13 protein-coding genes are annotated in these 13,964 nt (G+C 68.1%); 8 read left to right on the forward strand and 5 right to left on the reverse strand.

Translation table 11 applies throughout. The annotated features are described in order from the left end of the window. Nucleotides 1-84 precede the first annotated feature (84 nt). Together GYM46_RS10160 and GYM46_RS10165 are read left to right on the forward strand one after the other, a co-directional pair. Nucleotides 85-1,050: an alpha/beta fold hydrolase gene (locus GYM46_RS10160; RefSeq protein WP_008262357.1), complete on the forward strand. Its 966-nt coding sequence runs from the start codon at nucleotides 85-87 to the stop codon at nucleotides 1,048-1,050. 106 nt (nucleotides 1,051-1,156) lie between these two features. After that, complete coding sequence (locus GYM46_RS10165; RefSeq protein WP_008261698.1) at nucleotides 1,157-3,268, forward strand: transglycosylase domain-containing protein; 2,112 nt, start codon at nucleotides 1,157-1,159, stop codon at nucleotides 3,266-3,268. Between the two features lie 166 nt (nucleotides 3,269-3,434). Here GYM46_RS10165 and GYM46_RS10170 read toward each other — a convergent pair whose 3' ends face one another. Both GYM46_RS10170 and GYM46_RS10175 read right to left on the reverse strand, forming a co-directional pair. Next, complete coding sequence (locus tag GYM46_RS10170; RefSeq protein WP_008258663.1) at nucleotides 3,435-4,163, reverse strand: M48 family metallopeptidase; 729 nt, start codon at nucleotides 4,161-4,163, stop codon at nucleotides 3,435-3,437. Then, nucleotides 4,129-5,409, reverse strand: coding sequence for a polyhydroxyalkanoate depolymerase (locus GYM46_RS10175; protein WP_008260220.1), 1,281 nt, complete (start codon nucleotides 5,407-5,409; stop codon nucleotides 4,129-4,131). Before GYM46_RS10175 ends, GYM46_RS10170 begins: the two co-directional genes overlap by 35 nt. Nucleotides 5,410-5,606: 197 nt before the next feature. Here GYM46_RS10175 and GYM46_RS10180 point away from each other — a divergent pair, with 197 nt between their 5' ends. Both GYM46_RS10180 and GYM46_RS10185 read left to right on the forward strand, forming a co-directional pair. Next, complete coding sequence (locus tag GYM46_RS10180) at nucleotides 5,607-5,945, forward strand: hypothetical protein (protein WP_008264084.1); 339 nt, start codon at nucleotides 5,607-5,609, stop codon at nucleotides 5,943-5,945. 111 nt (nucleotides 5,946-6,056) lie between these two features. Further along, entirely contained in the window at nucleotides 6,057-7,280 is a 1,224-nt protein-coding gene (locus tag GYM46_RS10185; protein WP_008263578.1) for a hypothetical protein, read from the forward strand. A gap of 9 nt (nucleotides 7,281-7,289) precedes the next feature. Here the strand turns inward: GYM46_RS10185 and GYM46_RS10190 are convergent, their stop codons facing one another. After that, nucleotides 7,290-8,180: a LysR family transcriptional regulator gene (locus GYM46_RS10190; protein ID WP_035308081.1), complete on the reverse strand. Its 891-nt coding sequence runs from the start codon at nucleotides 8,178-8,180 to the stop codon at nucleotides 7,290-7,292. Between the two features lie 98 nt (nucleotides 8,181-8,278). Here GYM46_RS10190 and GYM46_RS10195 point away from each other — a divergent pair, with 98 nt between their 5' ends. Continuing rightward, nucleotides 8,279-8,941, forward strand: coding sequence for an NADPH-dependent F420 reductase (locus GYM46_RS10195; protein ID WP_008262493.1), 663 nt, complete (start codon nucleotides 8,279-8,281; stop codon nucleotides 8,939-8,941). 18 nt (nucleotides 8,942-8,959) lie between these two features. Here the strand turns inward: GYM46_RS10195 and cysQ are convergent, their stop codons facing one another. Further along, nucleotides 8,960-9,787 (reverse strand): 3'(2'),5'-bisphosphate nucleotidase CysQ, encoded by an 828-nt coding sequence (cysQ, locus tag GYM46_RS10200; protein ID WP_008260259.1) that lies wholly within the window; start codon nucleotides 9,785-9,787, stop codon nucleotides 8,960-8,962. Nucleotides 9,788-9,853: 66 nt separating this feature from the next. On the opposite strand from cysQ, the gene chpT reads away from it, so the two are divergent. The 3 genes from chpT (at nucleotide 9,854) to GYM46_RS10215 (ending at nucleotide 11,842) form a co-directional block, all read left to right on the forward strand. Continuing rightward, entirely contained in the window at nucleotides 9,854-10,564 is a 711-nt protein-coding gene (chpT, locus tag GYM46_RS10205; protein ID WP_008259610.1) for a histidine phosphotransferase ChpT, read from the forward strand. An 88-nt stretch (nucleotides 10,565-10,652) separates the two neighbouring features. Then, a complete protein-coding gene (locus GYM46_RS10210) occupies nucleotides 10,653-11,030 on the forward strand; it encodes a response regulator (protein ID WP_008263303.1) in 378 nt (125 codons plus the stop codon). Next, complete coding sequence (locus tag GYM46_RS10215) at nucleotides 11,027-11,842, forward strand: CheR family methyltransferase (protein WP_008259147.1); 816 nt, start codon at nucleotides 11,027-11,029, stop codon at nucleotides 11,840-11,842. Before GYM46_RS10210 ends, GYM46_RS10215 begins: the two co-directional genes overlap by 4 nt. Before the next feature lie 27 nt (nucleotides 11,843-11,869). Here the strand turns inward: GYM46_RS10215 and cckA are convergent, their stop codons facing one another. Then, entirely contained in the window at nucleotides 11,870-13,918 is a 2,049-nt protein-coding gene (cckA, locus tag GYM46_RS10220; protein ID WP_008264323.1) for a cell cycle histidine kinase CckA, read from the reverse strand. Between the last annotated feature and the right edge of the window lie 46 nt (nucleotides 13,919-13,964).

The following is a 13,964-nucleotide window of genomic DNA, read 5'->3' on the forward strand; positions in this document are numbered from 1 at the left end:
GGGTCTGTCCTCCCGGAGCTCATAGAGAACTTTGCAAGATAAAGTAGAGGTGGCATAACGGCCGTCTCACAGGGGAGTTTCGCCATGTTTCGCGCCTTAGGTTTCGCCGCCGTGCTGTTCGCCGCCACCGCTGTTCAAACTCCGGCTGGGGCCCAGGACGGGCATGGGGCCCATCCCGAGGTCGGCCACGGTCATCATCACGCGGAGTTCGCCTCCGACCGCATCCACGTCCGCGTGGACGGGGATATGGACGGACGCGACATCATCCTGATCCCCGGCCTCAGCTCCTCGCCCGAGATCTGGCAGGGGACGGTGGATCACCTGACGGCCCAGGACGGCGTCGGCTGGCGCGTCCATCGCATCCATGTCCAGGGTTTCGCCGGCGCCCCGGCCGAGGGCAATGCTCAAGGCGCGACGCCGACGCCGGTCGCCGCCCCGGTCGCCGAGGAGATCGCCCGCTATATCCGCGAGCAGGAGCTGATCAAGCCGGCCGTCGTCGGCCATTCGATGGGCGGGACCATCGGCCTGATGTTGGCGGTGCGCCATCCGGACAGCGTCGGCAAGCTGATGGTGGTGGACATGATCCCCTTCATGGGCGCCATGTTCGGCCCGCCCGGAACCACGGCCGAGGCGGTGACGCCGGTCGCGGACCAGATCTGGGCCGCGCAGGCCAATAGCCCGCGCGAGGCCTATGTCGCCCAGGCGACCACGGCCATCACCGGCATGATTAACACCGAGAGCCGCCGCGAGGCGGCGCTGGAAGACATGCGGGCCAGCGACCAGAAGGTCTCGGCCGCCGCCTTCCGCGAGCTGGTGACCACCGACCTGCGGCCCGAACTGGCGAAGATCACGGCCCCGACCGAGGTGCTGTACGTCAAGTTCAACGGCCCGCGCATGACGCCCCAGATCACCGACGCCATCTATCAGATGTCCTTCGCCAACCTGCCGGGCGTGGCGCTGAAACGGATCGACGACAGCGCCCATTTCATCATGTTCGACCAGCCCCAGGCCTTCTACGGCGAACTGGACGCCTTTCTTTCGGCGAAATAGCCGCTCACGGTCGCGTGATATCGACGGGGCCGTTTCGGCGGCGGTTCATACGCGATACATGTCCGTAGAGCTTAATCCCGCTGAGCGCGGCATCTGAAGGAAAGTCATGGCGGGTCCAGGGTTCGGGGGCGGGCAGCAGGGCGGCGCAAAGCCGGCTCGCACGCGGCTGCAACAGGCGCTCTACTGGGGCGCGGTGCTGGCCGTCTGGGGACTGATCTTCCTGGTGGTCTTCTTCGCCGTGTTCGCGCGCGGCCTGCCGGACACGTCCAGCCTGTATAATGTCGATCGTCAGCCCTCGATCACCTATCTGGACCGCAACGGCGCCCTGATCGCCACCCGGGGCACCCAGATGGCGCCGCCCGCCGACCTGGACTCCCTGCCCGACTATGTGCCGGCCGCCTTCATCGCCATTGAGGACCGGCGCTTCTATCACCACCCCGGTTTCGACCCCATCGGCATGATGCGGGCGGCGGCGACCAATATGCGCGCAGGCCGGGTGGTGCAGGGCGGCTCGACCCTGACGCAGCAACTGGCCAAGAACCTGTTCCTGACGCCCGACCAGAACCTGCGCCGCAAGGTGCAGGAACTGATGCTGGCGGTGTGGCTGGAGATGAAATTCTCCAAGAAGGAAATCCTGGCCCTGTATCTGAACCGGGTCTATTTCGGCGCCGGCGCCTATGGGATCGAGGCGGCGTCGCAACGCTATTTCGACAAGTCGGCCAAGGATCTGACGGTCGGCGAGGCCGCGCTTCTGGCCGGGCTGCTGAAGGCGCCCTCGCGCTATTCGCCCGTGTCCGAGAGCGAGCGGGCCGCCACCCGCGCCACCGTCGTGCTGAACGAGATGGAAGAGGCCGGGGTCATCACCGCCGCCCAGCGCGAGGAGGCCGTGACCCAGCCGATCATCGTGTCGCGCACCCTGGCGACCCAGCACGCCCAGTATTTCATCGACTGGCTGGACCAGTCGATCCGCGGCCTGGTCGGCGAACCGACCGAGGACATGGTGGTCGAGACCACCCTGGACCTGACGCTGCAGACGGCCGCCGAACGGTCGGTGCGCCGCATTCTGGACCGTGACGAGCGCAAGGGCGTCGAACAGGCGGCCCTGGTCGCCCTGGACGGCGACGGCCGGGTGCGGGCCATGATCGGCGGCGGCTCCTATGCCGACAGCCAGTTCAACCGCGCCGTCGAGGCGCGTCGCCAGGCGGGCTCGGCCTTCAAGCCCTTCGTCTATCTGGCGGCGGTCGAGGCCGGCTATACGCCCCAGACCCCGGTGGTCGATCAGCCGATCACCATCGGCAACTGGTCGCCCAAGAACTATTCCAACACCTTCAGCGGAAACATGACCCTGGCCCAGGCTGTGGCCCAGTCGACCAATACGGTGGCGGCCTATGTCGCCGACCAGATCGGACGCGACAGCGTGGCCCGCGCCGCGCGCCGCCTGGGCATCGAGAGCCGCATCGGTCTGGAGCCCGCCATGGCGCTCGGCGCCGTCGAGGTCTCGCCGCTGGAGATGGCCACCGCCTATGACGCCTTCGCCAACGGCGGTCGCCGGGTCGAGGCCTATGGCATCAGCCGCATCCGCACCCCCCAGGGCCGGGTCATCTATCAGCGGGCCAGCGGCCAGAGCGGCCAGGCGATCAACAATCCGTCGCTGTACTACATGAACCAGATGTTGCGCGGGGTCATGACATCGGGCACCGGGCGCAGCGCGGCCATCGCCGGGCGCGATCTGGCGGGCAAGTCGGGCACGACCTCGGACTACAAGGACGCCTGGTTCGTCGGCTACACCGGCGGCTTCGTCACCGCCGTCTGGGTGGGCAAGGACGACAACACCGCCATGCGCGGCGTGACCGGCGGCTCGTCGCCCGCCGCCATCTGGAAGGGCTTCATGGAGGCGGCCCTGCCGCGCCTGAACGCGCCGCGCATCCCGGACGGCCCGCCCATGCCCGAGGGCTGGACCGCGCCGGATCCCGTCGGCGACCTGATGTCGGGTCTGGGCCAGGGCGGTCTGGACGAAGGTGGAGCCCCGGTCGAGCCGGTCGATCCGAGCCTGGGCGACCCCTATGTGGAAGAGCCGGCCCAGCAGCCGTCTCAATCGGCGTCGAGGGCGCCGGTCGTTCGCCCCACCTCGCCCCAGCCCGCCCCGCGCGACACGCCGGACCAACAGCTCGAAGGCCGTTTGCCGGCCGAGAAGCGAAGCGACCCGTTGTTCTTCTGATCCTCCCCCGTCGGGGGAGGGGGACCGCCGCGCTCTTCGCGCGGGGGTGGAGGGGGGCGACACAGGCTCGCTGTTTGTGAAGGCGCCGCCTTAGCGGCGCTCTCTTGCCCCCTCCGTCTCGGCGCTACGCGCCGGTCCACCTCCCCCAAGGGGGGATGAGTGGGTTCTATCGCCCTACCGCATGAAGCGCGGCGCCATAGTCCTTCAGCCATTTGCGCCAGGGCTTGTGGTCGCCGACCAGGCGTTCGACGACCGACCAGTAGGCCGGGCTGTGGTCGGCGTGGACCAGGTGGGCGACCTCGTGGGCGGCCAGATAGTCGATGACCGGCGGCGGGGCCATGATGACGCGCCAGGAATAGCGGATGGTGCGGTTGTGCGGGCTGCACGAGCCCCAGCGGGATCGGGTGTCGGCGATGGAGACCGTGACCGGCGCCTGGCCCAGGGCGCGCAGATGATGGTCGGTGCGGTCCAACAGCGTGCTGCGCGCCTCGCGCTTCAGCAGGTTCTCGACCCGGCGGGCGTAGGCCTCGCCCTCGCCGCCCGAGCGGATGACGGTTCCGTCCTCGACCAGGCGGGCCGCGCCGGCGCCGGGCGTCGCCTCCAGGCGGACCGGGCGGCCGCGCAATGAGATGACCTGGCCGGGCTCCAGCGGTCGGCCCTTGGGCCGCACCGCCAGGCGTTCGGAGATCCAGACGCTTTTCGAACGGGCGAAGGCCACGGCCTGGGCCAGGCCGCGTTCGGTCGGGGCGATCACCACCGCCTCGCCCGCGCGCGCATCGATCCGCACCGACAGACGCCGGGCGCGGGGATTGACCGACAGTCTCAGTGTGGGGCCGGAACCGGAGCCTAGGCCCCCGTCGTCAAGCGGCAGACGCTGACCGTTGCGATACGCCACCGAGGGCCTCGTTCTGGGCGATGAAATCGCGGACGCGGGGATAGATCTCGTCGCGGAAGCGACGACCGTTGAAGACGCCGTAATGGCCCACGTTCGGCTGGACGTACAGCACCCGTCGGTCCTCGGGGATGTTGGGGCACAGGCCGTGGGCCGCCTGGGTCTGGCCGACGCCGGAGATGTCGTCCTTCTCGCCCTCGACCGTCATCAGGCCGATGTCGGTGATCTTGGTCAGATCGACCTTGCGCCCGCGATGCTCCAGCAGGCCGCGCGCCAGCAGATGCTGCTGGAAGACGATGTCGATGGTCTGGAGATAGAATTCCTCGGTCAGGTCCAGCACCGACAGATATTCATCGTAGAATTCCTCGTGCTTCTCCACCCCGTCGCCGTCGCCGTCGATCAGGCTGTTGAAATAGTCCCAGTGGGCGTCGCGATGGCGCTCTTCGTTCATCGACATGAAGCTGTAGAGCTGGACGAAGCCCGGATAGACCCGCCGCCCGAACCCCGCATAGGGCAGGGGCACGGTGTGGATCATGTTCGACCGGAACCAGGTGAAGGGCTTTTCCTCCGCCAGCTGGTTGGTCACGGTCGGCGACAGCCGGGCGTCGATGGGCGAGCCCATGAAGGTCATGGAGAGGGGGCGGTTCTCGTCGCTGTCCTCGGCCATGATCGCGCAGGCCGCCAGAACGGGCGGGCCGGGCTGGCAGACCCCGACCACATGGGCCCGGCCGCCGATCTCGGCCAGCATCCGCCGGACGTGGTCGATATAGTCGAAGAAATCGAACCGGCCTTCCAGCACCGGCACCTGGCGGGCGTTGATCCAGTCGGTGACATAGACGTCGTGGTCCTGAAGAAAGGCCTCGACCGTGCCGCGCAGCAGGGTGGCGTAGTGGCCCGACAGGGGCGCGACGACCAGGACGGCGGGGCCGGAGGCCGGCTTTCCGGCCCGTTTCAGGTCGCCGATATTGCGGGCGAACCGGACCAGGCGGCACCAGGGGCTCTGCCAGATCACCTGTTCGACGGTGCGCACCGGTTTGCCGGCGATCTCGATGGTTTCCAGCTTCCAGTCCGGTTTGCCGTAGCGACGCGTGACGCTCTCGAACAGTTCGGCCGAGGCGTAGGCGGTGCGTCCGACCGCCGTGTCCGCCGCCGGATTGAACGGCGAGGTCCAGAAGCGCCGGGCCATCTGGGCGCCGACCCGAAACGGCAGGGCCGACTGATAGGCGAGTTCATGAAAGGCGTAGAGCATGACGATCCATTGCGGGTCTTGCCGAGACCGAAAACCGGGTTCCGGCCGTTTGCTGCATAGCAGCATACAGGGTTTGAGCTCAGCGCGGCAGTTATTCGCAATCCTGTCCAATTCCCGCCCGGGTTCGATCTTCTCCCCGTCGTCGGAACGTGATCTGATGTCGGCGATGTCCGGGGGGATGTCTATGGAGCCTTCCCATGTTGGTCCTGCTGACCATCGCCAGTCTGCTGCTTCAGCACGCGCCGAACGTCGGCCTCGTCTCCTACGAGGAGGCGGTGCGCTGCGCCGGCCTGACCCAGGCCGCGTCCGAACTGGAAGGCGGCGAAAGCGTGGAGGGCAGGCGCCTGTACGACGCCGCCCTGTTCTGGTCGCTGGCGGCCATGCAGGCCGCGACCGCCGCCGGCAAGCCCTCGCGCGCGGCCGAGGCCGACCAGACCCGCGCCCGGATCGAGGCCGTGCGTCGGCTGAACGCCGACGCCTCCGAGGCCCGCGCCGCCCTGCAGCGCTGTCGTCAGAAAACCCCCGATCTGAATTGACGAAATCATCCTTAAGGCCAGGCTGAACCCCCTTGGCGGCGTCGCGTTTGCATTGGAACCCCAGGGGGACGCATTGGTCGTCCCGAAGCGGGATTTAGAGGCGTCCATCGCATGTTCGAGTTCGGCCGAGACCTTCGCAAGCTGTTCGCCCAGGCCCGCGAGAGCGAGGATCTGGGCTGGGTCGAGCTGATCGGCGTCGATCTGCTGGCGGCTGAGGCGCGGCGCGAAACCACCGACGCCGGTCGTGTCTCCTGCGCCCGCCCGTTCGAGACCGAGAGCCGCGCCGCCGCCCTGTGGCGCGAACACGCCCGCCGCAGCGGCGCCGTCGACAGCCTGGACCGCGCCGACCGTTGCGCCGACAGCCTGGTGCGCGCCGCCGTGGGCGAGGATCGGGCGGCGCGGGCCGCGATCGACAAGGCCCAGGCCCTGATGCTGCGTTTCGACCTGTGCGGCGATCCGATTCACCTGGATCGCGCCCTGACCGCGCTCGACGCCGCCGGGCGGCCGCGTCGGTCCCATGCCGCAGGCGAGTTGTCCTCGATCCATGCCCGGCTCAAGACACGCAAGGCCCGTCTGTCCGGCGACCCCGCCGCCCTGATGGACGCCGCCGCCCTGATGGACCTGGCCCTGCACGAGGCGGGGGCGAACGACGTCGAACTGCGGCTGGATCGGGCGGGACTGGCGCTGGAGACCGGGGTGATCAAGCGGGACGCCCGCCTGCTGGACCAGGCCGGACGCGATCTCGGCGCCCTGGTCGAGAACGCCTCGCCCGACTATCGGCCCCTGACGCGCGCTCGCGCCCTGGCCCTGTGCGGAGCGGGTCTTTCGGCCCTGGCCTCCGTCGCCGATCATGCCGAGGCCCTGGCCCAGGGACGGATGATGTTCGACGCCGCCGCCGATCAGTTCACGCCCGACCACAGCCCGCTGGACTGGGCCGTCATTCAGGTGCTGCGCGCCGGCGACGACGCCACGCCCCTGATGCTGTTGAATCAGGCCGAGGCCCTGACCCAGGGGCGCGGCCTGATCATCGGCGCCCTGGTGCGCGAACGCCGGGTATCGCGCGAGATCGCCCTGGCCGAGGCTGTGCGCGACCTGACGGGGCTGGAGCTTATGGAGGCCCGCCTGCACGACCGGCTCGCCGCCGCTGCGCCGCTGGACTGGGCCGCCGACCAGATCGGTCTGGCCGAATTGGCCCTGGCCCGTCATCGCCTGGGCGGCCCTGCGCCCGCCCACCTGCACCTGATCCTGAACGAAGCCGTCCTGACCGCGCGCGAACTGGGCGTGCCGGCCCTGGCCGACCGGGCCGGGATGCTGCTGTGGAAGGCGGGGCTTTAGGCGCCGTCATCAAGGGCGGAATTCTTCCGTCAAAGCCTCGACGAAACTGCGAACATTGACTGTAGGGCGCCGTCCGGCCGGATAGAGAACATGCATGGGCCGCACCGGCCCCTCGTACTCGGGTAGGACACGGACAAGCCGGCCAGAGTCGATTTCCGCCTTCATCACGCTCTCCGGTCCGAGCGTCACGCCGTAACCCTCGATCGCGGCGTGCAGCAACGCCTTCCAGTCGTTGCTTCGCATCCGTCCGCTCGCCTTGATTTCTTCGTCTCGGCCATTGCGAGTGAACAGCCAACGGCAAGGGATTGAAGGAGACCAGTAGGCGTAGGCAAGGCAATCATGCCGTTCCAAATCAGCAGGCGTCTCGGGCGCGCCACGACGGGCGAGGTAGGTCGGCGAGGCGCAGGCGATCAACCGGTAAGGCGCCAACGGATGGGCGATGAGGCTGCTGTCCCCCACGGCGCCGATCCGAACCATCACATCGAAACCCTCTTCGAGAGGATCGACAAATCGGTCGTTGAGCGTGAGGTCGATCTGCATATCGGGGTATCGCGCAAGATAGCGCGTGATGAAGGGGGCGAGAGTGAAGGAGCCGAACGTCATCGGGGCGTTGACCCTTAGGACGCCCTTGGGCTGGGAGCGCATGTCCTGCGCAATCGTGTCGGCGGCTTCAGCCTCCGCCAGCACAAGCTTGCAGCGATCATAATAGGCCCGCCCCACGTCCGTCAGGCTCTGCCTCCGGGTCGTCCGGTGGAGAAGGGCGGCTCCGAGACGATCCTCCAAAAACACCACGTGTTTGGCGACCATCTGTGGAGACATTCCCATCGCCTCGGCGGCGGCGGCGAAAGAGCCGAGATCGGCAGACTTGACGAAGACCGCCATACTGGTGAGCCGGTCCATTGATTGATCTCATTTGGTTGTCAATGTCGTCTACTAATGGATATTTATGGCGATATGAATGGCAATTAAATCTGCTGGCTCACTCAGGAGAGACAGTCATGAAAATCGGCATCATCGGCGCGGGCTTCGTCGGGCGGGTCGTCGGGAAGCTGGCGGTTCAGGCCGGCCATCAGGTCATGCTCAGCAACTCGCGCGGCCCCGAAACCCTATTCAGCCTGCGGTACGGCGTCGGTTGCGAAGTCGGCACGGTCGATGACGCCGTCGCATTCGGCGAGGTTGTCATCGTCGCCATTCCACTGACGGCCTATCGCACGACCCCTGTTGCGCCGCTTGTGGGCAAGGTCGTCATCGATACGAACAATTATTATGTCGAACGCGACGGCCGGATTCAGGAACTGGATGACGAGAAAACGACGACGAGCGAGTTGCTGGCACGACACCTTCCACAATCGCGCATCGTCAAGGCGTTCAACGCCATACCAATGAACGAACTGGAAAGGGACGGGAGACCCGCAGGAGCGCCTGATCGACGCGCCTTGCCGGTCGCAAGCGACGACGCCGAAGCCAAGGCTATCGCTATCAGACTCTACGACGAATTCGGTTTCGACGCCGTGGATGCCGGCGCGCTTTCGGAAGGCTGGCGCTTCGAGCGTGGAGCGCCAGCCTATTGTACGTCGATGACGAAGGAGGATCTTGAACGGGCGCTTGCATCGACGGCGCGCGCTGTAGCGGCCGCCGGTGAGGTCCCCGCCACACGATGAAGCGTGGCGGGAACGGCCTCAGCCGCCCATGGCGACGAAGGGGCCGTTGAGGAATTTGGGCTTGCCGTAGGCCAGGCGCTGGCCGTCGTCGGCCAGGACGCGGCCGCCGGCGGCTTCCAGCACGGCCTGACCGGCCGCCGTGTCCCATTCCGAGGTCGGGCCGGAGCGCGGATAGGCGTCGAAGCGGCCCTCGGCGATCAGGCAGAATTTCAGCGAGGAATCCGTGCCCTGCCAGCGGGTGCAGCCGTGGCGGGCGGCCAGACGCGCGGCCTCTTCATCGGTGACGCTGTGGCTCAGCAGGGCCATGCCCTCCTGCGGGCGGTCGCGGACCTTGATTGGCCGCCATTCGGCGCCGGCGTGGGCCTCGCCCTCCTGCTGCTCGCCGTACTGGCGACGGAAGGCGCCGCCGCCCGGCGTGTCCGTGCGCCAGGTCGTGGCCGTCGCCGGAGCCGTGACCACGCCCGCGACGGGATAGCCCGCGTGCATCAGGGCGATGTTGACGGTGAAGGCCTCGCCGCCGCGCACGAACCCCTTGGTGCCGTCCAGCGGGTCGATCAGCCAGAACCAGTCCTCGGCCGAGGCCGGGGCGCCGTTCGCGGCCACCGCTTCTTCGGCCACCGTCTGGACGCCGGGATAGAGGGCGGCCAGCCGTTCGAGAATCAGGGCCTCGGCGGCGCGGTCGGCCTGGGTGACGGGACTGTCGTCCGACTTGGTCTCGACGGCGGTGTTGCTGCGCCAGTAGGGCAGGATCAGGCGCGCGGCCTCTTCGGCGATCTCGGCGATGGCCAGGGCCAGGGCGCCGGACTCCAGGTCGAGGGCCAGGGTGTTCGTGGGGGAGGTCGTCATTATGGGCTCGATAGACCATTGCGGCGGTTCCATGAACCGGCAAATCACGTCAGCTTCGCGCACGACATGAACTGTGACCTGAACGCCGACGAGAGTATGCTGGCCTCCATGAATTCGACCGACGCCGCCAAAGCCCCGCTGGACCTGCCTGTCGACGGAATCGAACTGGCCACCTATGTCGCCGCCAAACTGTGCCACGACTTCATCAGCCCGTCGGGCGCGATCGTCTCGGGCCTGGATCTCATGCGCGATCCTTCGGCCCAGGACATGCGCGAGGACGCCCTGTCCCTGATCGAACAGAGCGCCCGCAAGATGGTCGCCCTGGTCCATTTCGCCCGCGTCGCCTTCGGCGCGGCGACGACCAGCGAACGGTTCACCGCACGCGAGCTCCAGTCGCTGGTCACGGGTCTGACCGAGGGCGGGCGCGCCTCGCTGGACTGGCGCATCCACGAGGGCGAGTTTTCCAAGCCCCAGGCGCGCGCCCTGACCAATCTGGCCTATCTCACCGTCGGCGCCCTGCCGATGGGGGGCGATGCGGTGATCCAGTCGCGCGTCGAGAACGGCTTCCTGTTCATCGAGGGATTCGCCGAGGGCGCCCGCGCCCGGCTGAAGCCGGAAGCGGTCACGGGCCTGGCCGGCGAGCGCCTGATCGAAGGGCTGGCGGGGCAGTGGATCCAGCCCTACTGGCTATGGCTGACCGTGGTCGAGGCCGGCGGCTCGCTGCATGTGACGGTCGAGGACGGCCGCGTCGTCCTGGTCGCGCGAATGCCCGTGTGAGGCTTTCCCAACGACTCGTTAACTGGAATCGGGCGATGCTGCTACGACGCGTGACTTCTGCTGAAGGTCCGGCGCCGGGGAGCCCGTCTTGGATTTCAAAACCTGCCTCATCGTCGATGACAGCCGGATCATTCGCAAGGTCGCCCGCCGGATCGTAGAGGGCCTCGGCTACGAGGTCGACGAGGCTGCGGACGGCGCCGAGGCCCTGGCCTATTGCTCAGGCGTCATGCCCGACGTGCTGCTGATCGACTGGAACATGCCGGTGATGGACGGGCTGACCTTCTTGCGCCGCCTGCGCGCCTCGCCCGGAGGAGAGGTTCCGAAGGTGTTGTTCTGCACCATCGAAACCCGGCCTGAGCGGATCGCCGAGGCCCTGGCCGCCGGCGCCGACGACTATGTCATGAAACCTTTTGACGGCGAAATTCTTCAGTCCAAGCTGATGGAGGTCGGCGCGATCGCGGCATGACACCCGAGGACTTCGACAAGCTTCAGGGGCTATTGGCCACCCGCGCCGGTTATCGGCTGGCGCGGGATCGCATTCACCTGGCCGAACACCGGCTGGGACCGATCGCGCGTCGTGAAGGCTACGCCAATGTCGAGGCCCTGCTGACGAATCTCTGGGCCAATCCGGTCGCCTCCCTGGGCTGGGCTGTGATCGAGGCCCTGCTGAACGCCGAAACCTGGTTCCGTCGCGATCGCACCCCGTTCACCGTGCTGGAGAAGGAGCTTCTGCCGGCCCTGTCGCGCGCCCGGCCGAACGGCCGGGTCAAGGTCTGGTCCGCCGGATGTTCGACGGGCCAGGAGGCCTGGTCGATCGCCATGGCGGGGCTGGACATCGGCGTTCCGCTGGATCTGACGGCCACCGACCTGTCGCAGCGTGCGATCGAGAAGGCGCGTTCAGGCCTCTATACCGGCTTCGAGATCCAGCGCGGTTTGACCGCCAAGACCATGCTGCGCTGGTTCGAGCCGGCCGAGGACAACTGGCGCGTCCGCGCCGAACTGGCCGACACCGTCCGTTTCGGACGCGCAAACCTGTTGGACGAGCCGACCGACGAGGCCCGTTTCGACGTCATCTTCTGCCGCTACGTGCTCGGGGACATGGAGCCCTCGCGCCGCGCCCGCGTGCTGGACGGGCTGGAACGCCGCCTGGTCGACGACGGCTGCCTGTTCCTGGGCATGGATGAACGGCTGGAAGGCGAGACCGTCGCCTTCCGCCCCGTCACCGGCCGCAAGGGCCTGTATGTGAAATCCCCCTCCGCCGCGCGCAGGGCCGCCTGAACGGCCGTTTTGAACCGCGACGTGGATTCAGCCCGCGTGCAGTTCCTGCTTCACCCGTTCCGCCAGGGTCTTGATGTCCAGAGGCTTGGGCAGGAAGGAGACCCCGACCTCGTCCTGCAGCAGGTCCGAGAAGTCGCTTTCCGCATAGCCTGAGATGAACATGACCGGGGCGTCGCCCAGGTATTTGCGCGCCTTCTTCAGCAGGGACGGGCCGTCCAGGCCGGGCATGATGACGTCGGAGATCATCATGTCGATCTGGCCCGCGTATTCCTCGGCCAGGATCAGGGCCTCCTCGCCGTCGGCGGCCTCGATCACCTCATAGCCGCGCTGGCGCAGCAGGCGGGCGGCGATGCCGCGCACGGCGTCCTCGTCCTCGACGAACAGGATGCGGCCGGCGCCCGACAGGTCGCGCGGCGCCTTGACCTTGACCTCGACCGGCTGAACCTCGGCCAGTTCCGCCTCGCCGGCGGCCGGCAGGAAGATGCGGAAGGCCGCGCCCATGCTCATGCCGTGCGGGCCCTCGATATTGCTGACCGAGATATGGCCGCCGGCCTGCTGGGCGATGCCGTAGACGGTGGCCAGGCCCATGCCGGTGCCCTCGTTCACCGCCTTTGTGGTGAAGAAGGGTTCGAAGATCTTGTCCACCAGTTCAGGCGGCACGCCGGGGCCGGTGTCCGACACCTCGATCAGGGCGACCTCATCGGTGGGAGCGTCGGGCCAGCCCATCTCGCGCGCCTGCTGGGCGGTCAGGCGGCGGGTGGTGATGGTGACGACCGCGTCGCCCGGCTCGACCACGCCGCGCATGGCGTCGCGGGCGTTGACGGCCAGATTCATGACGGCGGTCTCGAGCTGGCTCTTGTCGGCCAGGACCACCGGCAGGTCGCGGCCGTAGTCGGTCTCCAGCCGAACGTCCTCGCGCAGCAGGCGACGCAGCAGGATGGCGAACTCCCCGACCAGCTCGCCCAGATCCAGCCGTTCGCGCCGCACCGTGGACTTGCGCGAGAAGGCCAGCAGCTTGCGCACCAGGTCGGCGGCGCGAATGGCGGTCTGGCGGATCTCGTTCAGCCCCTCGTAGGAGGGGTCGCCGACCGGATGCCGCTCCAGCAGGCCCGACAGCTGCAACTGGATGGCCGTCAGCAGATTGTTGAAGTCGTGGGCCACGCCGCCGGCCAGCTGGCCCACGGCCTGCATCTTCTGGGCCTGCGACAGCTGCAGCTCCATCGACTTCTGCGCCGAGACGTCGAACAGCCAGATGCGCTTCTGTTCGCCCTCTGGCGCCACATAGAGGTGCAGCATCTTGTCGGGATAGGCGCGGGCGACCAGTTCGATGGGGCCGGACGACCCGGCCGCCAGCTTGACCCGCGCCTCGGCCACGCCCGTCGGGTCGAACAGATGGCCGAAGGCGGCGTCGCGCGCGGCGTTGGGGCCGGTCAGCACGGCCAGGGCGGCGTTGGCCTCCTGCGCCCGGCCGGCGAACAGGTCGGGGCCGTCGATCACGGCCGAGCCGAAGGGAGCGCCGGCCGCCATGGCGCGGGATTCGCCCGTCGCCGCGCCGTTCGTCGGGGCCGTCGCCACGGGCAGGGGCAGGACGGCTTCGGGCGCGACCCGCATCAGATACCGGTCGGGGCCGGCCTTGCCGATCACCACCTCGACCTCGCGGTCGCCGATCTGGACGATGGCGTGGCCCGGCTCGCCCCGGCGCGCCTGGGCGAAGGCCATGTACAGGGCCTGGGCCGACTTGCCGCGGGGCAGGGCGGTGGTCGTGCCGTTGGACTGGGCCCAGGCGCCGTTGAAGGCCAGGACCTGGCCCGTCTCCCACACCAGGGCCGCCGGCTCCGCCATGGCGTCCAGCATGTCCACGGCCACGTCGCTGGACGGCTTGACCGTCTCGGCGCGGCGGAAACCGAACAGGCCGATCAGGGCGATCAGACCCGCCGTGACGATCAGGATCATGCCCGGCCCCGACATCGGATTGGCCTTGAAGGCCGGATAGGCCAGGGCCGCGACGGCCACGACCACGCCGAACGCCGTCGCAACGGAGAGCAGGTCGAACGGAAGGCGACGGTTGGGCTTCATGCGGCCTCGCGAATCAGTGGTCTGATCATACCCCCAAATCCGGCGC

Source organism: Brevundimonas mediterranea (assembly GCF_011064825.1).
Taxonomy (GTDB): domain Bacteria; phylum Pseudomonadota; class Alphaproteobacteria; order Caulobacterales; family Caulobacteraceae; genus Brevundimonas; species Brevundimonas mediterranea_A.

Coding starts and splice junctions, on each gene's coding strand:
- GYM46_RS10195 (WP_008262493.1), top strand. CDS start 8,279: ATGAAAATCGGCATCATCGGCGCGGGCTTCGTCGGGCGGGTCGTCGGG.
- cckA (WP_008264323.1), bottom strand. CDS start 13,918: ATGAAGCCCAACCGTCGCCTTCCGTTCGACCTGCTCTCCGTTGCGACG.
- GYM46_RS10165 (WP_008261698.1), top strand. CDS start 1,157: ATGGCGGGTCCAGGGTTCGGGGGCGGGCAGCAGGGCGGCGCAAAGCCG.
- cysQ (WP_008260259.1), bottom strand. CDS start 9,787: ATGACGACCTCCCCCACGAACACCCTGGCCCTCGACCTGGAGTCCGGC.
- GYM46_RS10180 (WP_008264084.1), top strand. CDS start 5,607: ATGTTGGTCCTGCTGACCATCGCCAGTCTGCTGCTTCAGCACGCGCCG.
- GYM46_RS10160 (WP_008262357.1), top strand. CDS start 85: ATGTTTCGCGCCTTAGGTTTCGCCGCCGTGCTGTTCGCCGCCACCGCT.
- chpT (WP_008259610.1), top strand. CDS start 9,854: ATGAACTGTGACCTGAACGCCGACGAGAGTATGCTGGCCTCCATGAAT.
- GYM46_RS10215 (WP_008259147.1), top strand. CDS start 11,027: ATGACACCCGAGGACTTCGACAAGCTTCAGGGGCTATTGGCCACCCGC.
- GYM46_RS10185 (WP_008263578.1), top strand. CDS start 6,057: ATGTTCGAGTTCGGCCGAGACCTTCGCAAGCTGTTCGCCCAGGCCCGC.
- GYM46_RS10190 (WP_035308081.1), bottom strand. CDS start 8,180: ATGGACCGGCTCACCAGTATGGCGGTCTTCGTCAAGTCTGCCGATCTC.
- GYM46_RS10175 (WP_008260220.1), bottom strand. CDS start 5,409: ATGCTCTACGCCTTTCATGAACTCGCCTATCAGTCGGCCCTGCCGTTT.